The organism is Lentzea sp. NPDC003310 (assembly GCF_040610935.1).
GTDB lineage: Bacteria > Actinomycetota > Actinomycetes > Mycobacteriales > Pseudonocardiaceae > Lentzea.
Genome location: NZ_JBEXNC010000010.1, coordinates 47,158 through 68,676 on the forward strand (window position 1 = coordinate 47,158; position 21,519 = coordinate 68,676).

Annotated in this window: 26 protein-coding genes, 3 tRNA genes and 2 pseudogenes; 8 read left to right on the top strand and 23 right to left on the bottom strand. The window is 68.1% G+C overall.

What is annotated here, in order from left to right; all coding sequences use genetic code 11:
* Positions 1-173: 173 nt before the first annotated feature.
* From ABZX02_RS21290 to ABZX02_RS21320, 7 genes are all read right to left on the bottom strand, one after another.
* Positions 174-581, bottom strand: a complete 408-nt coding sequence (locus ABZX02_RS21290; RefSeq protein WP_355300307.1) for a MaoC/PaaZ C-terminal domain-containing protein — start codon at positions 579-581, stop codon at positions 174-176.
* A complete protein-coding gene (locus tag ABZX02_RS21295; RefSeq protein ID WP_355300308.1) occupies positions 578-1,027 on the bottom strand; it encodes a MaoC family dehydratase N-terminal domain-containing protein in 450 nt (149 codons plus the stop codon). Before ABZX02_RS21295 ends, ABZX02_RS21290 begins: the two co-directional genes overlap by 4 nt.
* 70 nt (positions 1,028-1,097) lie before the next feature.
* Positions 1,098-1,262: a 50S ribosomal protein L33 gene (gene rpmG / locus ABZX02_RS21300; protein WP_015105301.1), complete on the bottom strand. Its 165-nt coding sequence runs from the start codon at positions 1,260-1,262 to the stop codon at positions 1,098-1,100.
* A 101-nt stretch (positions 1,263-1,363) separates the two neighbouring features.
* A tRNA-Met gene (locus ABZX02_RS21305) sits at positions 1,364-1,436 on the bottom strand.
* 44 nt (positions 1,437-1,480) lie between these two features.
* A tRNA-Thr gene (locus ABZX02_RS21310) sits at positions 1,481-1,556 on the bottom strand.
* Between the two features lie 74 nt (positions 1,557-1,630).
* Positions 1,631-4,237, bottom strand: a complete 2,607-nt coding sequence (locus ABZX02_RS21315) for an EAL domain-containing protein (RefSeq protein WP_355300309.1) — start codon at positions 4,235-4,237, stop codon at positions 1,631-1,633.
* Between the two features lie 158 nt (positions 4,238-4,395).
* Positions 4,396-5,148 carry a PhzF family phenazine biosynthesis protein gene (locus ABZX02_RS21320; RefSeq protein WP_355300310.1) on the bottom strand — a complete coding sequence of 251 codons (753 nt, stop codon included), beginning with the start codon at positions 5,146-5,148 and terminating at the stop codon, positions 4,396-4,398.
* A gap of 30 nt (positions 5,149-5,178) precedes the next feature.
* Between ABZX02_RS21320 and ABZX02_RS21325 the strand changes: the two genes are divergently transcribed.
* Together ABZX02_RS21325 and ABZX02_RS21330 are read left to right on the top strand one after the other, a co-directional pair.
* The gene (locus ABZX02_RS21325; RefSeq protein WP_355300311.1) at positions 5,179-5,997 is read left to right on the top strand and encodes a GNAT family N-acetyltransferase; all 819 of its coding nucleotides are present in this window, start codon (positions 5,179-5,181) and stop codon (positions 5,995-5,997) included.
* Between the two features lie 114 nt (positions 5,998-6,111).
* Entirely contained in the window at positions 6,112-6,348 is a 237-nt protein-coding gene (locus tag ABZX02_RS21330; protein ID WP_355300312.1) for a hypothetical protein, read from the top strand.
* Between the two features lie 110 nt (positions 6,349-6,458).
* Here the strand turns inward: ABZX02_RS21330 and ABZX02_RS21335 are convergent, their stop codons facing one another.
* The 3 genes from ABZX02_RS21335 to ABZX02_RS21345 all read right to left on the bottom strand — a co-directional run bounded on the left by ABZX02_RS21335 (position 6,459) and on the right by ABZX02_RS21345 (position 8,517).
* A complete protein-coding gene (locus tag ABZX02_RS21335; RefSeq protein ID WP_355300313.1) occupies positions 6,459-6,884 on the bottom strand; it encodes a carboxymuconolactone decarboxylase family protein in 426 nt (141 codons plus the stop codon).
* Positions 6,885-6,967: 83 nt separating this feature from the next.
* Positions 6,968-7,702, bottom strand: a complete 735-nt coding sequence (locus tag ABZX02_RS21340; RefSeq protein WP_355300314.1) for an SDR family oxidoreductase — start codon at positions 7,700-7,702, stop codon at positions 6,968-6,970.
* Positions 7,699-8,517 carry an NAD(P)-binding domain-containing protein gene (locus ABZX02_RS21345; RefSeq protein WP_355300315.1) on the bottom strand — a complete coding sequence of 273 codons (819 nt, stop codon included), beginning with the start codon at positions 8,515-8,517 and terminating at the stop codon, positions 7,699-7,701. The genes ABZX02_RS21340 and ABZX02_RS21345 overlap by 4 nt, the downstream gene beginning before the upstream one ends.
* 82 nt (positions 8,518-8,599) lie before the next feature.
* Here ABZX02_RS21345 and ABZX02_RS21350 point away from each other — a divergent pair, with 82 nt between their 5' ends.
* Positions 8,600-8,953, top strand: a complete 354-nt coding sequence (locus ABZX02_RS21350; protein ID WP_355300316.1) for a helix-turn-helix domain-containing protein — start codon at positions 8,600-8,602, stop codon at positions 8,951-8,953.
* A gap of 33 nt (positions 8,954-8,986) precedes the next feature.
* On the opposite strand, the gene ABZX02_RS21355 is transcribed toward ABZX02_RS21350, so the two are convergent.
* The 4 genes and pseudogenes from ABZX02_RS21355 to ABZX02_RS21370 all read right to left on the bottom strand — a co-directional run bounded on the left by ABZX02_RS21355 (position 8,987) and on the right by ABZX02_RS21370 (position 11,442).
* Positions 8,987-9,664, bottom strand: coding sequence for a protein phosphatase 2C domain-containing protein (locus ABZX02_RS21355; RefSeq protein WP_355300317.1), 678 nt, complete (start codon positions 9,662-9,664; stop codon positions 8,987-8,989).
* Positions 9,665-9,758: 94 nt separating this feature from the next.
* Positions 9,759-9,986: pseudogene (locus tag ABZX02_RS21360) on the bottom strand (alpha/beta hydrolase fold domain-containing protein); the annotation flags it as partial.
* Positions 9,987-10,261: 275 nt separating this feature from the next.
* Positions 10,262-11,047 (bottom strand): SDR family oxidoreductase, encoded by a 786-nt coding sequence (locus ABZX02_RS21365; protein WP_355300318.1) that lies wholly within the window; start codon positions 11,045-11,047, stop codon positions 10,262-10,264.
* A gap of 32 nt (positions 11,048-11,079) precedes the next feature.
* Positions 11,080-11,442 carry a nuclear transport factor 2 family protein gene (locus tag ABZX02_RS21370; RefSeq protein ID WP_355300319.1) on the bottom strand — a complete coding sequence of 121 codons (363 nt, stop codon included), beginning with the start codon at positions 11,440-11,442 and terminating at the stop codon, positions 11,080-11,082.
* A gap of 78 nt (positions 11,443-11,520) precedes the next feature.
* Between ABZX02_RS21370 and ABZX02_RS21375 the strand changes: the two genes are divergently transcribed.
* Positions 11,521-12,315 (top strand): MerR family transcriptional regulator, encoded by a 795-nt coding sequence (locus ABZX02_RS21375; RefSeq protein WP_355300320.1) that lies wholly within the window; start codon positions 11,521-11,523, stop codon positions 12,313-12,315.
* Positions 12,316-12,412: 97 nt separating this feature from the next.
* On the opposite strand, the gene ABZX02_RS21380 is transcribed toward ABZX02_RS21375, so the two are convergent.
* A tRNA-Tyr gene (locus ABZX02_RS21380) sits at positions 12,413-12,493 on the bottom strand.
* Between the two features lie 120 nt (positions 12,494-12,613).
* On the opposite strand from ABZX02_RS21380, the gene ABZX02_RS21385 reads away from it, so the two are divergent.
* Both ABZX02_RS21385 and rfbA read left to right on the top strand, forming a co-directional pair.
* A complete protein-coding gene (locus ABZX02_RS21385; protein WP_355300321.1) occupies positions 12,614-13,105 on the top strand; it encodes a YajQ family cyclic di-GMP-binding protein in 492 nt (163 codons plus the stop codon).
* On the top strand, positions 13,102-13,974 hold the full coding sequence (rfbA, locus tag ABZX02_RS21390; protein WP_355300322.1) for a glucose-1-phosphate thymidylyltransferase RfbA: 873 nt from the start codon (positions 13,102-13,104) through the stop codon (positions 13,972-13,974). The genes ABZX02_RS21385 and rfbA overlap by 4 nt, the downstream gene beginning before the upstream one ends.
* On the opposite strand, the gene htpX is transcribed toward rfbA, so the two are convergent.
* Genes htpX through nuoB form a run of 4 tightly spaced genes read right to left on the bottom strand, consistent with a single transcriptional unit; the run spans position 13,971 to position 16,238 of the window.
* Positions 13,971-14,834, bottom strand: a complete 864-nt coding sequence (gene htpX, locus ABZX02_RS21395) for a zinc metalloprotease HtpX (RefSeq protein WP_355300323.1) — start codon at positions 14,832-14,834, stop codon at positions 13,971-13,973. The genes rfbA and htpX overlap by 4 nt on opposite strands.
* Positions 14,835-14,851: 17 nt before the next feature.
* Positions 14,852-15,307 carry a 4Fe-4S binding protein gene (locus tag ABZX02_RS21400; protein ID WP_355300324.1) on the bottom strand — a complete coding sequence of 152 codons (456 nt, stop codon included), beginning with the start codon at positions 15,305-15,307 and terminating at the stop codon, positions 14,852-14,854.
* Positions 15,304-15,831: an NADH-quinone oxidoreductase subunit C gene (locus ABZX02_RS21405; protein WP_355300325.1), complete on the bottom strand. Its 528-nt coding sequence runs from the start codon at positions 15,829-15,831 to the stop codon at positions 15,304-15,306. Before ABZX02_RS21405 ends, ABZX02_RS21400 begins: the two co-directional genes overlap by 4 nt.
* Positions 15,828-16,238: an NADH-quinone oxidoreductase subunit NuoB gene (gene nuoB / locus ABZX02_RS21410; RefSeq protein ID WP_355300326.1), complete on the bottom strand. Its 411-nt coding sequence runs from the start codon at positions 16,236-16,238 to the stop codon at positions 15,828-15,830. The genes ABZX02_RS21405 and nuoB overlap by 4 nt, the downstream gene beginning before the upstream one ends.
* Before the next feature lie 225 nt (positions 16,239-16,463).
* On the opposite strand from nuoB, the gene ABZX02_RS21415 reads away from it, so the two are divergent.
* Positions 16,464-17,495, top strand: a complete 1,032-nt coding sequence (locus ABZX02_RS21415; protein WP_355300327.1) for a LysR family transcriptional regulator — start codon at positions 16,464-16,466, stop codon at positions 17,493-17,495.
* Positions 17,496-17,587: 92 nt separating this feature from the next.
* Here ABZX02_RS21415 and ABZX02_RS21420 read toward each other — a convergent pair whose 3' ends face one another.
* From ABZX02_RS21420 to ABZX02_RS21430, 3 genes and pseudogenes are all read right to left on the bottom strand, one after another.
* The gene (locus ABZX02_RS21420) at positions 17,588-17,737 is read right to left on the bottom strand and encodes a hypothetical protein (protein ID WP_355300328.1); all 150 of its coding nucleotides are present in this window, start codon (positions 17,735-17,737) and stop codon (positions 17,588-17,590) included.
* 149 nt (positions 17,738-17,886) lie between these two features.
* Positions 17,887-18,237: pseudogene (locus ABZX02_RS21425) on the bottom strand (transglycosylase SLT domain-containing protein); the annotation flags it as partial.
* A gap of 932 nt (positions 18,238-19,169) precedes the next feature.
* On the bottom strand, positions 19,170-19,547 hold the full coding sequence (locus tag ABZX02_RS21430) for a hypothetical protein (protein ID WP_355300329.1): 378 nt from the start codon (positions 19,545-19,547) through the stop codon (positions 19,170-19,172).
* Positions 19,548-19,748: 201 nt separating this feature from the next.
* On the opposite strand from ABZX02_RS21430, the gene ABZX02_RS21435 reads away from it, so the two are divergent.
* Positions 19,749-20,693, top strand: a complete 945-nt coding sequence (locus tag ABZX02_RS21435; protein WP_355300330.1) for a GNAT family N-acetyltransferase — start codon at positions 19,749-19,751, stop codon at positions 20,691-20,693.
* On the opposite strand, the gene ABZX02_RS21440 is transcribed toward ABZX02_RS21435, so the two are convergent.
* Positions 20,690-21,421, bottom strand: coding sequence for an HNH endonuclease (locus ABZX02_RS21440; RefSeq protein ID WP_355300331.1), 732 nt, complete (start codon positions 21,419-21,421; stop codon positions 20,690-20,692). The genes ABZX02_RS21435 and ABZX02_RS21440 overlap by 4 nt on opposite strands.
* Positions 21,422-21,519: the final 98 nt, after the last annotated feature.

A 21,519-nucleotide genomic window follows, 5' to 3' on the forward strand; every position in this document is an offset into this window, starting at 1 on the left:
CCAACCAGACCGCCCAAGCAGTTGCCGAGCGGCCTGTCGCACAGCCTACCCATAGGCGGGCCGAGAACACGAATCAGGGTCGTGCAACTGAAGCACGAACCCGGCTCGAATCTCGCGTGAGCACCGCAAACACCACCGGACCGGGTTGTCCGGTGGTGTTCTTGATCACAAGATCAGGCCACGCGGACGCGGGCGAAGGCGCCCGTCAACACCGACTTGCCGTCAAAAGCCGCGTTGATGTTGACCTTCACAGTTCCGTCCTCGAAGTCCTTGGTGACCTTCGCGGTGACCTCGACCAGCGCACCCTCGTCGTCGTTCGGCACGACGACGGGCCGGCCGAACCGGCAGCCGTACTCGACGATCGCACCGGGGTCGCCGATCCACTCGGCGACGATCCGGGAGGCCACGGCCATGGTCAGCATCCCGTGCGCGATGACGTCCGGCAGGCCGACGTCCTTGGCCGTCTTCTCGTTCCAGTGGATGGGGTTGAAGTCCAGCGACGCGCCCGCGTAGCGGACCAGGTCGTCGCGCTTGAGGCGCACGGACAGCGCCGGCAGTTCGGTGCCAACCTCGTAGCTCACGCGTCTTCTCCCCTCACCACGAGCATCGACTTGGCGACGGCGACGAGCTCGCCCTCCACCGTGCTGATCTCCGTCCGCACGGTGACCATGTCGTTGCCCATGCGGGACGTGATGGCATCGATGTGCGCCACGCTGACGAGCTGGTCGCCCGCGGTGATGGGGCGGTGGTGGGTGAAGTTCTGGTCGCCGTGCACGACGCGGCTGTAGTCGAGCTCCAGCTCCGGGTCGAACATGACCGTCTCGTTGGTCTTCATCGACACGACGATGGCGAACGTCGGCGGGGCGATGACGTCCCTGTGCCCCAACGCCTTCGCGGCTTCGGCGTCGCGGTAGGCCGGGCTGGTCGCGCCGATGGCGTCGGCGAACTCGCGGATCTTCTCGCGGCTCACGTCGTACGGCTGCGACGGCGGATAACTGCGTCCGATGAAACTGGGGTCCAGAGGCACTTGAAGAGCCTATATGCGACGAGGCCCGCCCCACGTGTGGGACGGGCCTCGGTCGAAAGCTGCTACGCGCTCAGCGGGTTTCCTTGTGCGCGCGGTGCGTCTTGCAGTTCGGGCAGAACTTCTTGATCTCCAGGCGGTCCGGGTCGTTGCGCCGGTTCTTCCTGGTGATGTAGTTCCGGTGCTTGCACTCCTCGCACGCGAGGGTGATCTTCGGGCGTACGTCGGTTGCAGCCACGGTCCTTGCCTTCCTGAGAGCACGCGAACCCCCGAGGAACCCAGTCCGGGCTTACCGTCTGGCGGGGGTGGGCGGCTGAGGCCGCCCGGGATCTTGCTGAGTAGCGGTGGCCGGACTTGAACCGGCGACACAGCGATTATGAGCCGCTTGCTCTACCAACTGAGCTACACCGCTTTAACACAACTACAAGCCGCAGCGCTCAGCACTGCGGCCAGTAGTGGAGCCCCTTTACGGAATCGAACCGTAGACCTTCTCCTTACCATGGAGACGCTCTGCCGACTGAGCTAAAGGGGCTTGCTCTTTCGTTCTTGCCGAGCGAGGACAACTCTACAACACGCCTCAACCAAGAACGAAATCCGGGGGTCCCTTTAGTGGACCAAGGTGAGCACGGTCTCATCGCGAGCACCCCTGACCTGCACCGTTCGGGCGCGCAACCACGCCTCGAAGCGGTCCTCGGACAGCGGCCGGGAGATCAGGTAGCCCTGCGCCACGTCGCAGCCCATCCCGACCAGCTGGTCGCGCGCCGCGTCGTCCTCCACGCCCTCGGCCACCACGACGAGGCCGAGCGAGTGCCCGAGCTCCACGATCGACCGGACCACGGCCATGTCGCCGAGGTCCGTGCCCATCCCGAGCACGAACGACTTGTCGATCTTCACCTCGTCCACCGGCAGCTGGCGCAGGTACGCGAGCGACGAGTAGCCGGTGCCGAAGTCGTCGACCGCCAGCACGACGCCGATCGCGTGCAGGCGCCGCAGCACCGGCAGGGCGCGTTCTGGGTCGGCCATGACGCCCGACTCGGTGAGCTCGAAGGTGAGCAGTCCGGACGGCACGTCGTGGCGCTGCAACGCGGCCTCGACGCGGTTCGGGAAGTCCTCGTCGCCCAGCGTCCGCACGGACAGGTTGACCGCGATGGACATCCGCAGGCCGCGGTCGAGCCAGCGGCGCACGCGTTCGAGAGCGCGGTCCATCACGAAGTCCGTCAGCACGTCCACGAGTCCGGTGGCCTCGACGGCCGGCACGAACTCGTCCGGGTCGACGCGGCCGAACTCCGGGTGCGTCCAGCGCACCAACGCTTCCGCGCCCACGACCTGGCGGGACGGCAGCGCGACCTTCGGCTGGTAGTGCACCGAGATCTGGCCCGTCTCGACGGCCTGGCGGAACTGCGTCACGAGCTGGAAGCGACGCAAGAACAGATGACCCATCGACGGCGCGTAGGCCTTCACGGGCGTGCCCTCGGACGTTGCGCGCACGGCGACATCTGCCCGCTGCAGCAACACGTCGGGATCCGGGTCCTCGGTCTCGGAGTCCACCTTGGACGCGTAGCCGACGACCGCGGAGGCCTCGACCGTGAGGCGGTCGACGGGATACGGCACGGAAAGTCCGGCACGCAGCCGTTCGGCAGTCTCGTGCGTGGTGGCCGCACGGTCGTCGTCGAGGTACGCGGCGAAGGCACCGCCCTCGAGCCGTGCGAGCGGCACGTCCGCACCGAGTGCATCGCGCAGACGGCGTCCGGCGGCGACGACCATCCGGTTGCCCCAGGCCTGGCCCAGCGCGTCGGAGACGGTCGAGAGGATGTCGAGGTCGATGCGCAGCACCACACCGCGTTCGGACTCGCGCAACGGCTCGGCGCACGCCTCGCGGAAGCCCGCGCGGTTCAGCAGGCCGGTCAGCGGGTCGTGGTAGGCGTCGTGGCGCAGCCGGGCCAGCAGGCGGCGGTTGTCGACGGCGGTGGCGAGGTGCGAGGCCAGCGTGCGCAGCAGCTGGATGTCGGCCTTGCCGAACCCGCGCCAGCGCGACAGCCGGTCGTGCGCCTCGACGGCACCCAGGAGCTGGGTCGCGCCGCGCAGGGGGACAACCAGCGCTTCCTGCGCGTCACGGCGCAGCAGGGCCTCGGTGACGTCCTCGGTCGCATCGGCCACGCGGTAGTAGCGGACGTGCGTGCCGGGCAACTGGAGGACCGGGTCCTCGCGCACGGCACGAGGGTCCGTCGCGTTCATCTCGTCGGGCAGCGGTTCGCCGGCGACGAGGGTGATCATGGCTTCCTGCGGGTCGGTGCGCAGGCGCAGCACCACGCGGTTCGCGTTGAGCTGCTCGCGGATGCGTTCCGCGATGAGCTGCCACTCGTCCTCTTCGACGCCCGTGGTGAGGTCGTCGTCGGGCTGGCGTGGGCCGGTGCCGTGCTGTCCCGACCTCGCGACGCGGAGGCTGACCTCGCTCAACGCCTCCAGGTCTCGCTGCTCGCGCAGCAGGCCGGAGTAGGCGAGGTAGGTGGCCACGATGCCCGCGAGCACCAGGATGATCAGGACGCCGCCCCACGCGGTGGTGGCGACGATCTGGTAGCCGACGAGGCCGATCGAGGTGTTCAGCAGAGCGACGACGAGCGTCTGCAGCACGAGGCGCAGGCTGTTGCCCACGCGCATCGACTTGCCCATGAGGCGCAACGCGCAGAGGCCCAGCACGCTCGCGAGGAGCGGCACGGTGATGGTGCCGACGAACGCGCCCGCCCAGAACGGCCCGCCCGCGCCGATCATCCGGTTCACGGCCTCCGCGGCGGCGAACGCCACGGAGATCTCCATGAACATCAGGCCGGCGTTGTAGACGGCCCGGTCGAGGATCCGCCGGCCGAGCAGCGTGCCCACGCCCGCGACCACGTGCGCGGCGAGGACTATCTCGAACGGGGCGACGAGCAGGCCCAGGACCAGCGGGATCTCGGTGAAGGAGATCGTCCACGCGACGCCGCTGCGGACGTCGACGTTGATCGCGAGCTGTTCCGCCAGCAGGAAGCCGACGACGAGCAGGGGGCCGATCCAGAAGAGGGAGGTGGTCTGCCTCTCCGGCAGCCAGGCCGCGACCATGCCCGCGCAGGCGACGCCGGCCACCAGGAGGGTGACGGCGAACGCGCTGAACGCGCGGTTGGTAGACTTGGCCGACCAGGCGGCCGAGTCCGACACGGGGGCCGACGCTCGGTCGGACATCCAGCCTCCTCGTCGGCCTGGGTGGGGGGACCTCTAGGCGTGACTGAGGGGTCCCGCACTTGGCGATCAGGACCCCTCCAGGGGCACCAATGTACCCCGCTCGGGGGACGAAATGGCAGGTCGAGCACGTTTGGTGACGTCGATTCACCCAGACGTGGCTAGATGGTGAGGCTTCCCCGAAGCACTGTCACGGCCTGCCCGGAGAGCAGTACCCGATCTTGTTCGAGGGTCGCCCTGACGAACCCGCCGCGCGCTGAGGCCTGCTCCGCGAGCAGGTCAGCGCGCTGGAGCCGAGGCACCCAATAGGACGCAAGGGTGCAGTGGGCCGATCCGGTGACGGAGTCCTCCGGCACACCGTAGGCCGGGTAGAAGCACCGGCTGACGACGTCCACATCTCCGTCACCAGGGGCCGTCACGATTACTCCGCGTGACTGGATTTGTGCCAGTCCTTGGACATCGGGTCGCAGGGAACGGACCTCCGCGGCACTGCCCAACTCGACCAGGAAGTCGAACCGCCCACGCGCCACCGACTTGATCGTCGCATGTGGCAGCGCTTCCGCTAGACCGATTGGCGGGTCAATCAACTCTGGGGGGTCCGCCGGGAAGTCCATCCGGATCCACCCATCGTCATTTGCGCATGTGAGCACGCCACTACGCGTGGTGAACGCCTGGTCGCCGCCCAGCACGTGAGCGGTGGCGAGGGTGGCGTGCCCGCAGAGGTCGACCTCCTTCTCGGGGGTGAACCAGCGGAGGTGGTTGTCCGGGGTGACGAAGGCCGTCTCGGCGTGCTTCATCTCGGCGGCGACCTGCTGCAGCCAGGCGTCCTCGCGCGGTTCGGTGAGGAGCACGACCGCGGCGGGGTTGCCCGCGAACGGCTTGCTGGTGAACGCATCCACGACGTAGATATCCACGCGGCCGACCCTCCCATGCTCAGATGAGGTGTGGCCGCGCCTTTTACCTACCGCGAAAACGACCCGGACTCGCTGACCGCGACGTGGGGACCCCTGCGCACGCACGGCCTGACCTGGCAGCCCGGCTGGGACCTGCCGGCGTTGCTCGACGAGTGGGAGCCCCGCCTGGCCGGCGCGGACGACCTCGACACCGCCGCGCTGGTGACCGTGCCCAGCCACGAGACGGCGAACGCGCTGCCGTTGATCCACCACGGCTTCGCGCCGCTCACGGTGATCGCCGAACGCCTCGCGGGACGGCCGGTCGCGGCGCGGACGTCGGACGTGCGCGTCAGGCCCGCGACGCACGCCGACCTGGACGTGGCGGTGGAACTGAACCTGCACACCGTCCGGTACGACGCCGAGTTCAGCCTCGTCAACGAACGCCCGAACACCGCGGCGCAGCTGCGGACCGCCCTGGCCGAGGTGCTCGGCCGCGACCACGAGGCGATGTGGTTGGCGCTCAGCGGCGACACGCCCGTCGGCATGCTCTACGTCGACATGCCGCAGGACGCGGGGTGGATGGAGAAGTTCGCGTCGGCGCGCCCGTTCGCGTACCTCGGTCATCTGGGCGTGCGACCTGATGCACGTGGCACGGGCGCGGGCAGCGCTCTGGTGAAGCACGCGCACGCCGTTCTCGACGACGCGGACGTGGCGTCGACGCTGCTCCACCACGCCTTGCCGAACCCGCGCTCGACGCCGTTCTGGTACTCGCACGGCTACCGGCCGGGGTGGACGGTCTGGGTTCGCCGCCCCGCTTCGCGCTCGCGGTACGGCGTGTCGGCGCAACCCGAACGGCCTAGTGAGACATGATCTACCCGTTCACACAAGCGAAGAACCCAAACGAACCCGTACTTGTGGAACGAATCCGGCCTCTATTTCGACAAAGGGGTAAGCGGATTCGGACACCACACCTGGGGGGTCGAGATGGAACTCAGCGGAAGAGCCAGGGCGATGCTGCGAGCGGTCGCCGCAGGACGTGCCGAGGTGACAGGCGGCGCGGAGCCCGACCTGTACGTCGACGGGCTGCCCTGCTGCGACCGGACGGCGACGCACGACCTGGTCCACGCAGGACTGCTGCGCCCGGCACAGCCCACGAGCTTCGGCCTTCGCGTCTGCGCAGAGCTGACGGAGGACGGCCGCGCGGCACTCGCCGCGAGCTGAACGGCGTGTTGATCGACCGGTGATCGAACATTTGTTCGACATGGGGTAGGCTTCGCGCTGAGGCCGGCACGCAAGAGAGAGGAAGCTCTTGCGCGCCGGCTTCACCCTTTTCAGGCCACTTTCTGGTCCGTGCCCACGTTCATGCGGTTCCACAGGTTGATGGCACCGATGGCGAGCATGAGCCCGGCGAGCTGCTCCTCCGTGTAGTGCTTCGCCGCCTCGTCCCACACCTCGTCGCTCACGCGCACGTGCGTGACCTGTTCGGCGAGCGCGAACCCGGCCCGTTCCGCGTCGGTGTAGTACGGCACGTCCCGCCAGCCGGCGACGGCGTAGACCTTCTCGTCCGCGACGTTCGCCTCGCGCAGCAGCTTGGTGTGGTAGTCGATGCACGCGCCGCAGCCGTTCATGATGCTGACGCGCAGGCAGATCAGCTCCACGTAGTCCTTGTCCAGCCCCGTCTTCCCGGCGGCCGCCGAGAGGTCGAGCAACGCCTTCATCGCGCCGGGCACGGACAAGATCGGGTTGGCGATCCTCATCTTCGTTCTCCTGTCTCCGTCGTCTTCTGCTTGCTCGACCCGGCAGGCGACGAGGATGTGACAGGTTCGGCCGAGGTTTTTTCTCAGGCGCTGACGCCCTGCCCGAGACCGCCGTCGACGGCGAGTTCCGCGCCGGTCGTGAAGGTGGCGTCGAAACCGAGGAACAGCACGGCGTCCGCAACCTCATCCATCGTGCCGTGGCGCTTCAACGGCGTGATGCGATCGCCCTCCTCCTTGAACGCCTGCAACACCTCGGGCGGTGCGCCGACCACGCCCATGGAGGGCGTGTCGATGAAGCCGGGACTGACGACGTTGACGCGGATGCCGCGCGGCGCGAGCTCCGCGGCGAACCCACGCGCGAACGACCGCACGGCCGCCTTCGCCGCCGCGTAGAGGGTGAGGCCCTCGGCACCCTGCCCGGTGGCGACGCTGGTCGTGAAGACGATGGCGCCACCATCCTTGATGAGCGGGGCCAGCTGCTGCGCGGTGAAGAACGCGCCCTTGGTGTTGACGTCGAACGTGCGGTCGTAGTCCTGCTCGGTCGCGTCGGGGAACGGCGTCAGCGTCGAGTACCCGACGTTGATGAACAGGAGGTCGATCTCCCCCAGCCGTTCCCGCACCTCGGCACCGAGCCGTGCGACGTCCTGCAGGTTCGCCGCGTCGAACGCGACGGCGTGCGCCTTGATGCCCTCGGCCTTCTCCGTGGTGCGTCCGGTGAGCAGCACTTCGGCGCCCTGCTCGATCAGCTTGTCGACCGTCGCGCGGCCCATGCCGTGCGTGCCGCCGGTGACGACGGCCTTCTTCCCCAGGTACTTCACTTCCGGATCTCCTCGATGACGCTGGCGATGCTGTGGTTTCCATGGCCGCTGCGCTGCGCGCGTTCGAACAACGCGTGCAGGGCCTGCGGGAGGGTGGTGTCGAGGCCTTGCTCCCGGTTGGCCTCGGTGAGCAGGTGCAGGCCGGAGACGTTGATGTCCAGAGCGGACACGTCGGTCTCGTAGTTCCTGGTGCGGGTGACCTCGCCCATCTCGGGCAGCAGGCCGGCCATCTCCCCCAGCCAGCTCATGGCCATCGGCGTGAGCTGCTCCGGCGTGACCCCTTCGCTGCCGACCAGCGCGAGCGCCTGGAGGTAGCCGCCGAAGGTCGCCCACATGATGCCGAGCAGCGCGAGGTCGTAGAGCGCGGCGAGCCCAGCGTCCTCACCGACGTGCACGGGCTCGCCGAACGCGTCCAGCACGTGGTGGTTCTCGTTGCCGCTGAACAGGATCCGCGCCCCCGGCGTCCCGATCTGCTGCGGCACGGCCATGATCACGCCGTCGACGTACTCGACACCGTTGGTCTTCGCCCACTCCGCCGTCCGGCGAGCCTGCTCGGGCGTACCGGACGTGAGGTTGACGAGCACCTTGATGTCGTTGGTGAGCAACGGTTGCTGGATTTCGTACGTGGACATGCACGTGACGACGACATCGCTCTTGAACGCTTCTTCAGGCGTGGCAACACTTCTGGCGTTGGCCACCGTCTTGGGCGTGCGGTTCCACACGGTCACTTCGTAGCCCTCGTTGACGAGAGCGTTGGCGAGCGCCGTACCCATCCGGCCGAGGCCGAGCACGCTCACCGTCTTCTTGATCCCCATGCCGAGAATGCTGGTTCGACACTGACCACACGACAAGTACCTACTATTTTGTCAGGTACCCACTTTTCGGTAAGGATCCAGCATGAAGCCTCGGCAGTACGCGTGCGGACTAGACGCGGCGATCGACGTGATCGGCGGCCGCTGGAAGGCCCTGATCCTCTGGGCGCTGCACCACGGCCCGATGCGCACCGGCGAGCTGCGCAGGTCCGTGTCCGGCATCAGCGAGAAGATGCTGATCCAGGTGCTGCGCGAGATGGAGGCCGACGAGATCGTGCACCGCGAGGTGTTCCACGAGGTGCCCCCGCGCGTCGAGTACTCACTGACACCGCTGGGAGTCCGGCTGAACGACGCCCTGCTGCCGTTGGGCGACTGGGGCGAGGACAACATGAAGGCGATCGCGCGCCGCCGAGGCGTGGAGCCGGCGCCCAGGCATTGAGCAGGCGGTTCGCAAGCCTCGGCTCGCCGAGCGTTACCGGTCGAAGTACACGACAGTCGCGTCGTCCGAAATCTTCTGACGAGGCCAATCCACGGCCTTCGCGTCTTCCTTCTCGACCGCGCGCATCTTGCGGATGAGGTCGTCCGGCCCGTTCGCCGCCATCAGTTCGAGAGCCTGACGCCAATCGAAGAGGTTGAACAGGTCAACGGCCCGCGCCGCACCGTCCGAGAGGATCGCAACGCGCCGCACGTCCTGAAGGGCTACCTCGCCCTTGAGCGCGTGCTCCACGTCCGAGGCCTTCGCACCGGCCGTGCGCTTCGTCTGCGTGTCACTCACGACGAGCAACTCCTGCTTGGTGTCGACCACCACCGTGGCGTCCCCGAGCACCAGGTACCGCAGCACGTCGTCCTTGATCTGCACCACCGCGATGGCCACGCTGGGCGAGTCCGGGTGGTCGAGGTCGCAGGTGCCGGAGTGCAGCTCGGCGGCCTGTTCGACGGCCTTGGTCAGCGCCTCGGTGGGCTCGAGCTGGGCGAACCGCAGGATCTCCGCGGACAGCTGGTCGGCGAACCACCCGACGGTGTGCTCGCAGCCGTTCTCGGGCTTGGCGGTGACGCCGTCGAGCACGGCGAGGAGGTTGGGGCCGACGAGAGCCCGGTCCTCGCTCGGCGCGGTCGTCCTGCCCGCCTCCGTTGCCATCTGCGTGCGCACAGCATCCCCTCCGCAACAACAGCCGGTGTACGACGACAGGCCTCTGACTTGTCCGGTCAGAGGCCCATCAGTCTGGCGTGGAGAGTAACCCGGCTCAGTGCCTCACCGAGGAAGTACGTCCCAGCTGACGGCGCAGCCACGCCGCTCGCGCCGCGATGGCGTCCTGCGAGATCACGGCACGAGGAGCCACGACGTCGAACCCGTGGAAGCCGCCGGGCCAGACGTGCAGCTCGACGTGGCAGCCCGCTTGCCACATGCGGCTCGCGTAGGCGACGTCCTCGTCCCGGAACGTCTCGGCCGACCCGACGTCGACGAACGCGGGCAGCACGTCCGGCCCTCCGCGAACGCCGTCGCCCAGAAGCGCAGGCCGAACCGGTTGTCTCCGACGATCATGCCGCCACCGTGGACGTGGTAGATCGCCGGAGTCGGGGTCGCCGCGGGCCTCGGGAGGCAGATCAGCAGCGAGATGTCCGGTTCCCCGTCCGGCCCCGGGACCGTCCGCTCCCGCACGCTGTAGGGAGCACCGGCCCGTGATTTGCGTGGTCATGTGTTCTCCCTGCGGATTGCCCGTGAGCGACTGCCGGAACCGCTCCTGGGTCAGACGGTCGGCACAGTGCCGCCGTCGATCACGTACTCGGCGCCCACGATCGCCGAGGCGCGGTCCGAGACCAGGAAGCCGACCAGGTCCGCGATCTCCTCGGTCTTCGCGAACCGCCCCAGGGGCACGCCTCCCAGGGAGTCGAAGACGGTCTGCTTGGCGGCCTCACGCGTGAGGCCGTTGCCCTCGGCGATCCGGTCCACGAACCTCTCGTAGGCCTCGGTCTCGATCCCGCCGGGGCTGATCGCGTTGACCCGCACGCCGCGCGGTGCGAGCTCGTTGGCGAGTCCCTTGCTGTACGTGCGCAGAGCGGCCTTCGCCGCCGCGTAGGCCAGGGACGCGTCGTACAGGGGCAGTTCGCGCTGGATCGAGGTGAAGTGCAGCACCACGCCCGCCCCGGCCTCGGCCATCGCCGGGAGCAGAGCGCGGTCGAGCCGCACCGCTCCGAGGAAGTTAAGGTTCAACTCCGTGAGCCACTGGTCGTCGGTGATGACCGCGAATCCACCGGCCGGCGTCGACGCACCTCCGACGACGTGCACCAGGATGTCCAGCGCACCTGCCTCAGCGATTCGAGCGGCAACGGCGTCGGTGCCTTCGACCGTCGTCGTGTCCGCTTCGATGAACCGGTCGGGGCGCTCGTACCCGTCGGGCATCGTCCGCGCCGTCACGTAGACGTCGGCGCCCATCTCCCGCAGCCTCTCCGCGACGGCCTTGCCCGAGCCCTTCGAACCGCCCGTGACCAGCGCCCGGCGACCGTCGAGACGGTCGCGGTCCGAAGTGGACATTGTTTGCTCCTCTGAGGATCGATGAGACACGGTCAGGCCGTGTGGTTGGCGATGACGATCTCAGCGATGAGGTCGTCCCGGAGCGTGAACCGGTAGTCGAGTTCGGCCACGCCGCCGGGGAAGTTGCCCTCGAGCCGCACGGTGACGACCCAGTGGGTGTCGTCGGCGCGGTGGGCACCGATCTGCTCGGTCGTGTACTGGAACTCGGTCCCGGCGTCCCGCAGGAACGCGTAGGTCTCCTCCCGGCCGCGGAAGGTCTCGTCCTGATCGACGATCAACGCGTCCTCGGTGAGGAACGACGAGGAGACATCGGCGTCGTGGACGACGTGAGCGGCGAAGAACTCGCGCACGGTGGCCGGGAGCAGCTCGGACGACATGTCGGTGTGCTGTGTCATGAGCACACCGTGCGACCTCACGGCACGGGAGGGTCAAGCCGTGGACCCTCCCCCAGGGGGAGAGTCCACAATGAAGCGATGTTGACCATCGGGGAGTTCTCCCGGCTGACCCACCTGAGCGTGCGGACGCTGCGCCGGTACCACGAGGCAGCCCTGCTGGAACCCGCCGTGGTGGACGAGTTCACCGGCTACCGCTACTACGGAGTCGACCAGATCCCGACCGCGCAGGTCATCCACCGGCTCCGCGAGCTCGACGTCCCCCTGAACGACGTGCAGCGAATCCTGCGCACCCCCGACCCCGACGTCCGGGCCACCCTCGTCGCGGACCACCTGCAACGCCTCGAAAGCGTGCTCGACCGCACCAGGGCCGCGGTCGTGTCACTGCGGCGCCTGCTCCGGCCCGACCCCGCGCCGATCGACGTCGAACTGCGTGCGGAACCCGCCCGGACCGTCGCCGCGGTGGAGGCCGTCATCGACCACCGCGACGTCGAGACGTGGTTCGCGGGCGCGATGGCCGAGTTGGAGGCGGCCGTCGGCTCCGCCGCGACCGGACCACCGGGCGGCTGCTACGACAACGCCCTCTTCGAACAGGAACGCGGTCACGCGCTTCTCTACCTGCCGACCGCCGCACCACCCCGCACCGGGCGCGTGCACCCCGTGACTCTTCCGGCCGCGGAACTGGCCGTCGCGACCCACGTCGGCGAGCACAACGGCGCCGATGTCACCTACGGCGAACTCGGGACCTGGGTGGTGGAGAACGCCATGTCGGTGGCCGGACCGGTGAGAGAGATCTACGCGGTCGGCCCTCGCGACTCGAGCGATCCCGCCGACTGGCGCACCGAGATCGGCTGGCCGGTCTTTCGCGTCACCTGAAGCCGTCGCCGCGGATTCGGAGAACGCCGGAATCGACCGCACACGACAGAAAGGTCCCTGTGACTCAGCTCGCGCTGGTCACAGGGACCTTTCGACGTGGCGGGTAGAGGATTCGAACCTCTGTAGCTTTCGCGACGGATTTACAGTCCGCTCCCATTGGCCGCTCGGGCAACCCGCCCCGCACCGCCGTAACGGTGCAGGCGGAACAATACATAACCCCTTCGGGAGGCCCCAAATCGGGGTACCCCCAGTAGCATCGCAGCAGGCTGTGACCCCGAGATCGTTGAGGAGTGAAGTCGTGGCGGACCCGTCGTTCGACGTGGTGAGCAAGGTGGACCGGCAGGAGGTCGACAACGCGCTCAACCAGGCCTCCAAGGAGCTGAGCACGCGCTTCGACTTCCGCGGGACCAACACCACAGTGGCCTGGGCCGGCGAGGAGGCGATCACCTTCACCTCCGAGACCGAGGAGCGCTGCAAGGCGGCGATCGACGTCTTCCAGGAGAAGCTGGTCAAGCGCAACATCTCGATGAAGGCGTTCGAGGTGGGCGAGCCCGCGGTGTCCGGGAAGGTGTTCAAGGTCACGGGAAATCTCGTGCAGGGCATCACGTCCGAGAAGGCCAAGGAGATCGCCAAGAAGATCCGCGAGGAGGCGCCCAAGGGCGTCCAGGCGCAGATCCAGGGTGACCAGTTGCGGGTGTCCGGCAAGAAGAAGGACCACCTGCAGGACGTCATCGCCCTGCTGAAGGGCTCCGACTTCGGCATCGCCCTCCAGTTCACCAACTACCGGTGAAGGGCATCGTCCTCGCCGGTGGCAGCGGGACGCGCCTGCACCCGATCACGCAGGCCGTCTCCAAGCAGCTGCTGCCGGTGTACGACAAGCCGATGATCTACTACCCGCTGTCGGTGCTCATGCTGGCCGGCATCCGCGAGGTGTTGATCATCAGCACGCCCACCGACTTGCCGCTGTTCCGGCGGTTGCTCGGGGACGGGTCGCAGTGGGGCATGTCGTTCGAGTACGCCGAGCAGGCCGCGCCGAACGGGCTCGCGGAGGCGTTCGTCATCGGCGCCGGCTTCGTCGGGGACGACGACGTGGCGCTGGTGCTGGGCGACAACATCTTCTACGGCCAGGGCTTCTCCACCACGCTGCAGCACCACGCGTCCACTTTGGACGGGTGCGTGCTGTTCGGGTACCAGGTGAAGGACCCCGAGCGGTACGGCGTGGGTGAGGTCGACGCGAGCGGGAAGCTGCTGTCCATCGAGGAGAAGCCGGCGCAGCCGAAGTCGAACCGGGCGATCACCGGGCTCTACTTCTACGACAACGGTGTGGTGGACATCGCGCGGAACCTCAAGCCGTCGCCGCGCGGCGAGCTGGAGATCACCGACGTCAACCTCGCCTACCTGCGCGAGGGTCGTGCGCAGCTCGTGGACCTGAGCCGCGGGTTCGCGTGGCTCGACACCGGCACGCACGACTCGCTGCTCGAGGCCGGGCAGTTCGTGCAGGTGCTGGAGCACCGGACGGGCGTGCGCATCGCGTGTCCCGAGGAGATCGCGCTGCGCATGGGGTTCATCTCCGCACAGGAGTGCTACGCGCTCGGCGAGAAGCTCGGCAAGTCCGGGTACGGCGAGTACCTCATGGCCGTGGCGAAGGCCGGGCGCTAGCGCCTGGCCATCTCCTCGAGCCTGCGGATGCGGTCGGCGATCGGCGGGTGGGTCGAGAACCACTTCGCGAACTGCTCTCCCGTGCGGAACGGGTTCGCGATCATCAGGTGGCTCTGCGACACCACCTCCGGCTCCGGTGCGAGCGGCGCCGCCCGCGTCCCCTCCTCGATCTTGCGCAACGCACTGGCCAGCGCCAGCGGGTCGCCGGTGAGCTCGGCGCCCGACTGGTCGGCCTGGAACTCGCGCGAGCGGCTCACGGCCAGGCGCACGACTGTCGCGGCGACCGGGCCGAGGAGTGCGATCAGCAGCAGGCCGAACGGGCCCGGGCCGTCGTCCTCGGAGTCGCCTCCGCCGAAGATGCTCGCGAACATCGCCAGGTTGGCCAGCGTCGTGATCACGCCGGCCAGCGCGCCGGCCACGCAGCTGATCAGGATGTCGCGGTTGTAGACGTGCGCGAGCTCGTGGCCCAGCACGGCGCGCAGTTCGCGTTCGTCGAGCAGGTCCAGGATGCCCGTGGTGCAGCACACGGCCGCGTTGCGCGGGTTGCGGCCCGTCGCGAACGCGTTCGGGGCCGCCGTCGGGCTCAGGAAGAGCCTGGGCATGGGCTGGCGCGCCTTCTGCGACAGCTCGCGCACGATCGCGTAGAGCAGCGGCTGCTCCACTTGCGACACGGGTCGTGCCCGCATCGCGCGCAGCGCGAGCCTGTCCGAGTTGAAGTACGCGTAGGCGTTCACGCCCAAGGCCAACACCAGGCCGATGACCAGTGCCGTGCGACCGAACAAGCTGCTGACCAGCACGATCAGCGCGCTCATCCCGCCGAGCAGCACGGCCGTCTTCAACCCGTTGAAGTGCTTGTGCACGGTTTCGCCTCCGGGTTTTACGTCCTACCCCTCAACGAACCGGGCCTCCGTCCGGTTCCTGTGGCCGTTTCGGGCGCGGCCTCCGCGGCCGGGTCGAGCGGTGGTGGCGGCGGCACCTTCTCCACCCACGTGGACAGCACGTCCCGCTCGTGGACGAGCTCCGCGACGGCGCCCTCGCCGTCGATCGACCCCGTGCCCGGATAACCGAACTCCGGCGCCCAGTGCAGGGCGTCGAACGGGCAGACCTCGACGCAGATGCCGCAGTAGAGACACTGGCCGTAGTCGATCGCGAACCGGTCGAGCACGTTGCGGCTGCGCGGCCGGGCGCTGCCGGGCTGCTCCTCCACCTCCGTGTGCGACGTGATGTGGATGCACCAGTCGGGGCACTCGCGCGCGCAGATCATGCACACGGTGCAGTTGGCCTCCAACAGCGCGATGACGCCCCTCGTGCGCGGTGGCAGGTTCGTCGTCACGACTGCGGCTCCTCTTCACGGCGCGGGCCCCACGACGGGTCCGGCACTCCAGGTGGTGCGGTGCGGCGGCGGCTGGGCGCGCTCGTGTTGTCCTCTCCGGGTTCCAGACGGCCCGGCCACGGACGCACGACGCGTGCGGCGAGCACGAAGTCCTTGCGCAGCGGGTGGCCCTGGAAGCTCTCGGGCAGCAGCAGGTGTCCGGGCTCGCCGACCGTCACGCCGAACATCTCGCCGGCCTCGCGCTCGTGCCAGCCGGCGCCCTTCCACAGGTGCGCGACGCTCGGCAGCGCGTCAGCCTCGCCGATCTCGGTGCGCAGCATCATGCCCTCGCGCGTGCGCGGGTCGATCACGTGCAGGAACACGGCGTGACGCTGGCCCACGGCGCCCGGCCGGCCCGCGTCCTCGACGCCGAGCCAGTCGAACATCACGAAGCCCTCGGCGTGGCGGGCGGTGGCCGTGGCGAGCCAGTCGGCGAGTTCCACGTGGTGGATCGTCTGGCCGAACGCGGTCTTCGGGGTCGTCATGCGTTCACCAGCCCGTGCAGCGCCTTGAGGCCTTCGAGGAGCGCTTCGGGACGCGGCGGGCAGCCGGGAACGGCGACGTGGACCGGCAGGGCCTGGTCGATCCCCTTGGTGACGCTGTAGGAATCCCAGTACGGGCCGCCGGTGTTGCTGCAGGCGCCCACGGAGATCACGTAGCGGGGTTCGGGCATGGCCTCGTAACTGCGGAGGACAGCGGGCAACATGGCGTCCGTGACGGTGCCGGAGACGACGAGGACGTGCGCCTCGCCCGCGCCGTCGACCGGCGTCACGCCGAGGTCGGGAAGGCGGTCGAGAGCAGCCATCACTTCGACTCCGCAGCAGGCGAGTCCGAGTTCGAGCACGGTGACCTGGTAGGTGGTGCCCCATTCCAGGCGAGCGGAAGCCGTCACAACGGCTGAGGGTAATACTTGGGGGCCCGCCGGCTTGCGCCTGGCGGACCCCCACCCCCCAATGATTCCCCCCGGAATCGGCTCCCACGCGTGGTCGCCGCAGATAGCTTTGTACACCGCGAGATAAGTGTCCAGGGATTTGCCGACAAGATCTGCAGATAATTTGGCAGCGAAATGCGGTCAAGTTCAGTTCAACTGATCGGTAGAACATCAGAGAGGGTCCCGATGTCCGGCTCGTCCCAGTTGGTGCTTCCCACCAGCACCTCGCTGCACCGCCTGCTGAACATGCCCGGTGCACTACTGGATACCACGATGGACCAGCTCAGGACACTGCTCACGGTGCACGAGACCCGTTCGGCCCTGCGCGCCGCACGGGCGTTGGGACGGGAGCAGTCGAGCGTGCAGAAGCAGCTCGACACGTTGAACAGGAACTTCGTGGAACTGTGCGGCGAAGCGCTCGTGGTGAAGCAGGGGCGCGGAAAAGACGTGCTGTTCACGGCCACCGGTGAGTCGATCGTCGAATTGGCGCGGGAGACGCTCGCGGAGTGGCTCGACGGAATTCACGAGTGCCGCCGCAAGCTCGGCACGACCGTCACCGTCGGCACCACGCGATACATGCTCGACACACTCGCGAAGGCCTGGCACCACGTGGAGGACGTGTTCCAGGAGCGCGACGTGGACCTCAAGGTCGTGCACATCCGCACCAAGGACATCTGGACGAAGCTGGAGAACCGCGAGGTCGACGTCGTCTGCGGCAGCGTGGTCACGCGGGCGGGCCAGGGCTGGGAGCGCCCCGAGTTCGAAGTGATCCAGTGGCGCCGTGGCGGCCTGGCCCTGCTGACGAACCTGCCGGAGACCGTGGTCGGCGACCGCGTGCGGGTGCCGGCGCTGCGCTCGGTGCCGCTGGTCGTGCCGGGAGCGGGGTTGATCGCGGAGTTCCTGCGCGGCTGGTTCGGGCCGGACTACCGGCAGGGCCTCGACATCGCCGCCGAGATCGACGAGATCCAGTACGGCATCTCCCTGCTCCGCTCCAACCTCGTGAAGGGCGCCATGATCGTCACGTCCGGCCTGGGGGTGGTGGCGGCCAACAACGAGCTGCGCGAGGGAAGCGGCCTGCGCGTGGTCCAGCTCGCCGACGACTCGCTCGAGCGCCTGGTGGGCGTGTTCGCGCGGACCGACGAGTTGGAGAAGCACCCGGCCGACCACCCGCTGAAGCTCCTGTGGGCCGCGTTCGAGCAGGAGGCTCCGACCTTGTGACGGCGGACGTCGGGAACCAGGTCCGCCCTGGCAGCCCGGTGAACGCGAAAGCGCCCCGGCTGGCAGCCGGGGCGCTTTCGCGGTTTTCCTGCCTACTTCTTCGCGGGTGTCATGGCGTCGTGCTCAGGCCTGCGTTGCTCGACTTTGGGACGATGCTGGGCTTTGGCCATCTTGGCCAGCCAACTCGTCGCCTCCGAGCGGATCTTCTCCAGCTCGTCGTCGCGTGCCTGTTGCTCGTTCATCGGCCACTCCCTGCGTTCGGGGATCGCGTTCGATGGGAGCACTACCGGGCGTGTGCCCGCTAGGGCCGCCATGCTTGTGGGTGAACCTGATTGACAGCATCGCTCGCAGAGAGGATTCCCGCACCCCGACACGGCGCGAATCGGCTCCTTTAGTACCCCAGGTACCCGCCGCCCAGGTTCATGGAGACCAGGCCCGGGTGGTTGTGGAAGCCGCCGTAGCGGGCGTAGGTGTAGCGGACGCCCGCGATGATGTTGTCGACCGGCGCGAGGATGTTGTCGTAGCCGGGCAGCTTGTACGCGCGGAACGTCGGGTCGATGCACTGCATCAGGCCCTTGGACGGCGTGCCCCGCATCGCGTTGGAGTCCCAGTTGTTGACGGCGTTGGGGTTGCCGTTCGACTCCTTCATGATGATCGTGTAGATCTCGTCGACGGAGCCGTTGTCGATGTTGGTGCCGTTGGCCTGCAGGATCTTGATGGCTTCCTTGATCCAGCCCTCGACCTCGCGCTGCTTGGCCGGCTTGCGCATCTCGATCTGGCGCTCGGCCTCGGCCTTGGCAGCCGCCTCGCGCTGGGCGTGGGCGTCCGCGGCGACCTTCGTGGCCTGGTTGAACACCTGCTGCGCGTACATCTGCTGGTGCTGCAGCAGACGTCCGGCCTGGCTGCCGGGGTTCACGTCGTGCACGGTCTGGATGTTCCTGACCTGCTGGTCGGGAACCGCACCAAGCTCGGCCGCACCTGCGGCCAGTTCGGTCGAGGAACCGCTGGTGGCAGCGTTGGCGATGGCCGCGGTACCGGCGGCGACACCTGCCGCGACGACGATCGCGCTCACACGGTGGGCGAGCGGGACCTTGTCGTCCTCGACCCGGTGAGCGCCGGGCTTGAAATCTGGTCTGGGCACGACCGTGTACACGGTTCGGCCATCGGCCTTGCTGTGCCGGGCCAAGGGGGAGCCTCCTGCGTCGGGGAGCTTGGCCACCGGGCGAACTCGGCGGGGGATTCCGGGCCGGACTTTGGACCCTAGGTGCTACGGGTCCTGTGTCCTGCCGGTGACCAAACCGTTATCGGCGGGCGAGAACGTAACCTCGTGTCACGAGCGCAGGCAAGCTCCAGCGCCCGTTGGGTGACTCTCGTCACGTTTCCGAGGAGATGGGCTATCCGTTGCTGACAGACAGTCAGCGAGCCTTGTGAGTCCTGCGTAAGTTCATCGTTGCCTCCTGACGAACTGACGGAGCTGTCTGTTAGTTCGCTGCTAGCCCGGCTCTCGTTATGGGTTATGTCCACGACCACGCGATCGAGTGATTCCGTCACGCTTGGTAGTGCTATCGGGCTGCGGGGTGCTGACCTGCGGGGACTTGATCGCTGGACAGCGTTTTTCTGACTCTGACGAGGGGTACGGAGAAGCTGCGTCTTCGGTTCACCCGATGTTGTGGGTTAACTCCTGCGCCTCTGCTCCAGAGCCTTGAGGACCCAGTCCGAGCTGTCGCCGGGGCTGTCGTTGAAGGCGATCGCGGCCTCCGGCTGACGCCAGTGCACCTCGTTGACCACGAGCTGGAAGAGCTCGAGCAGACCGGGTCCCTTGCGGATGCCGCCGCCGACCACGACGCAGTCGTACTTCTTCGCGCGGAGCTTCTCCCCGAGCTTGGCCTGCGCGCGCCCGTCCAGTTCGTCGAAGTCGATGAGGAAGAGGTCCTCGGTGAGCCCGAGCTCGGCGAACTGCCTGCTGGACCGCTCGATGCCGGCGGCCACGGGGGCGGGGTCGAAGCCGGGGATGGTGTGCGGGTTGAAGCCGATCACGAGAACGTCGGTCATCTCGTGACGCTACTGCGGCCACCAGAGCCCGGCCACGAGCTTCTCCAGCAGCCGCAGCACCCTGGGTCGGTCGAACGGCAGGTCCGCGACGAGGTGCGACGCCTCGCGGGCCGGCTCGGGAAGCGTCCACGAGTGCAGCGTGCGAAGCCGTTGGAGGAAACTCGGACGACAGCCCTTCTCGCGCCTAGTTACGGTCGCCCCATGTCTTCAGGCCTCACGTGGCGCCCGCTCACCCGCGACGACGCGCAGACGTCCGCCGACCTCCTCAACGCCATGGAGGCCGTCGACAAGATCGGCGAGAACTACACGGCGGAGGACACGCTCACCGAGCTGGTCGACCCGTTCGCGGACCTGGAGCGCGCCAGCCTCGCGGTGTTCGACGGCGAGGTGATGGTGGGGTACATGAAGGTCCAGTACCGGCCCACGGCCGTCGAGGTGCACCGGGTGTCGTTGGACGGCGGGGTTCATCCTTCTTATCGGCGCCGCGGGATCGGTACTCGGCTGGTGCGGGCCGGGGTTTCTGCGGCTCGAGTTCTGCACTCGCAGCACCACCCGACGTTGCGGCTCGCGATCGACGTGCACAAGGCTTCGCAAATCGCCGGGCTGGCCGAACTGCTTCGTGGTGAGGGCTTTGCGCCGGTTCGGTACTTCCAGCGGATGGAGCACTCGCTGCTCGGTGTTGCCGCGTCTCGCGATCCCCGGATCGAGGCTTGGTCTGCCGGCAACGACGAGGAGTTCCGGGCTTTGCGGAACTCGGCTTACCGCTCGAACTGGGGTTTCACGCCGATGCCGGTCGAGCTGTGGAAGAACAAGGTCACCAATCAGACGTTCCAGCCCGGGCTGAGCTTTCTGCTGCGTGAGGGTGGGGTGGCTGCCGGGATGCTGGTGACGATGAGCTGGGAGGCCGACACTGCTTTCAGCGGCGTTCGGGATGCGCATTTCATGCTTGTCGGGACGTTGCCGGAGTACCGGAACCGCGGGGTCGCCGGGGCGTTGCTGGCGCATGCGTTGGGGGCGGCTGCGGCGGAGGGGTTCGACCGGGCGTTGTTGAACGTGGACTCGGAGAACTCGGCCGGGTTCGGGATGTTCGAGCGGGCGGGGTTCAGGTCGACGATGCAGTTCGTGCGGTGGGAGTTGGACGCCTAGCCCCGGACCCTGCCGCGCAGCTCGTCGGGGGTGAGCCACTCCTTGCCGCGGTGGATCATCCGGTGGCAGTTCGAGCACAGCACCACGAGGTCACCGAGCCGCGTCTTGGTCGGCCCGGTGATGTGCAGCGGAACGGCGTGGTGCACCTCGGCGAAGCCCTTGCCGCGCTCGCCGTAGAAGCGCTCGAAGTCGAACGTGCACACCTCGCACGCAAGACTCCCCTCCGCCTCGAGCACCGCGTCGATCTTCTTCTGGCGCAGCGCGGGGTCGCGTTCACGCACGAGGTGCAGCCTCCGGAGCACGCTGCCCTCCGCGGCGCCTTCGTCGACGTCGGCCTCCAGCGACGGCAGGTCGGCCAGGTTGCCCGCGCGGTACTCCAGCCGCAACGCCTCGGCCTGCTTGTGCATCTCGACGGGGTTGCGGAGGAAGTGGTCCAGCACCTCCCTGTCCCGCTTGCCGCCGTTGTTGTGCCCGTGGCCGAAGCTCTCGTGCCACTGCCGGATGTTCTCGCCCTTGCGAGCCACGGCGCCAGGCGTGCGGAACCGGGCACCGCGCTGTTCCGGGGCGTGCAGCGGCAGCCGTTGCAGCATCTCCGACAGCTCGCGGACCTCCGCGTGCTCCTCCAGCAGCCGGTACCACTCCACGCGACCGCCGGGCGGGAACGCCATCAGGTCGCACACGAGCACCAGCTCGTCCCACTCCCACGTGGGCGAACGCTTCTCCGCCACTTCCCCACCCCCAGTAGACGGTTCTGGAGGCTGATCGAACCAGAGGGGCTCGTGCGTTACGCACGGTTCGTGCGCAACGCACGGCAGACACGGCGAAG

Bases quoted from the DNA above. Each gene is read 5' to 3' on its own strand.
- ABZX02_RS21345 (WP_355300315.1), bottom strand. From the start codon at position 8,517: ATGGGGATCAAGAAGACGGTGAGCGTGCTCGGCCTCGGCCGGATGGGT.
- ABZX02_RS21420 (WP_355300328.1), bottom strand. From the start codon at position 17,737: ATGAACGAGCAACAGGCACGCGACGACGAGCTGGAGAAGATCCGCTCG.
- ABZX02_RS21435 (WP_355300330.1), top strand. From the start codon at position 19,749: ATGTCTTCAGGCCTCACGTGGCGCCCGCTCACCCGCGACGACGCGCAG.
- ABZX02_RS21365 (WP_355300318.1), bottom strand. From the start codon at position 11,047: ATGTCCACTTCGGACCGCGACCGTCTCGACGGTCGCCGGGCGCTGGTC.
- ABZX02_RS21335 (WP_355300313.1), bottom strand. From the start codon at position 6,884: ATGAGGATCGCCAACCCGATCTTGTCCGTGCCCGGCGCGATGAAGGCG.
- ABZX02_RS21315 (WP_355300309.1), bottom strand. From the start codon at position 4,237: ATGTCCGACCGAGCGTCGGCCCCCGTGTCGGACTCGGCCGCCTGGTCG.
- ABZX02_RS21350 (WP_355300316.1), top strand. From the start codon at position 8,600: ATGAAGCCTCGGCAGTACGCGTGCGGACTAGACGCGGCGATCGACGTG.
- ABZX02_RS21405 (WP_355300325.1), bottom strand. From the start codon at position 15,831: ATGACGACCCCGAAGACCGCGTTCGGCCAGACGATCCACCACGTGGAA.
- ABZX02_RS21370 (WP_355300319.1), bottom strand. From the start codon at position 11,442: ATGACACAGCACACCGACATGTCGTCCGAGCTGCTCCCGGCCACCGTG.
- ABZX02_RS21415 (WP_355300327.1), top strand. From the start codon at position 16,464: ATGTCCGGCTCGTCCCAGTTGGTGCTTCCCACCAGCACCTCGCTGCAC.
- ABZX02_RS21330 (WP_355300312.1), top strand. From the start codon at position 6,112: ATGGAACTCAGCGGAAGAGCCAGGGCGATGCTGCGAGCGGTCGCCGCA.
- ABZX02_RS21430 (WP_355300329.1), bottom strand. From the start codon at position 19,547: ATGACCGACGTTCTCGTGATCGGCTTCAACCCGCACACCATCCCCGGC.
- ABZX02_RS21375 (WP_355300320.1), top strand. From the start codon at position 11,521: ATGTTGACCATCGGGGAGTTCTCCCGGCTGACCCACCTGAGCGTGCGG.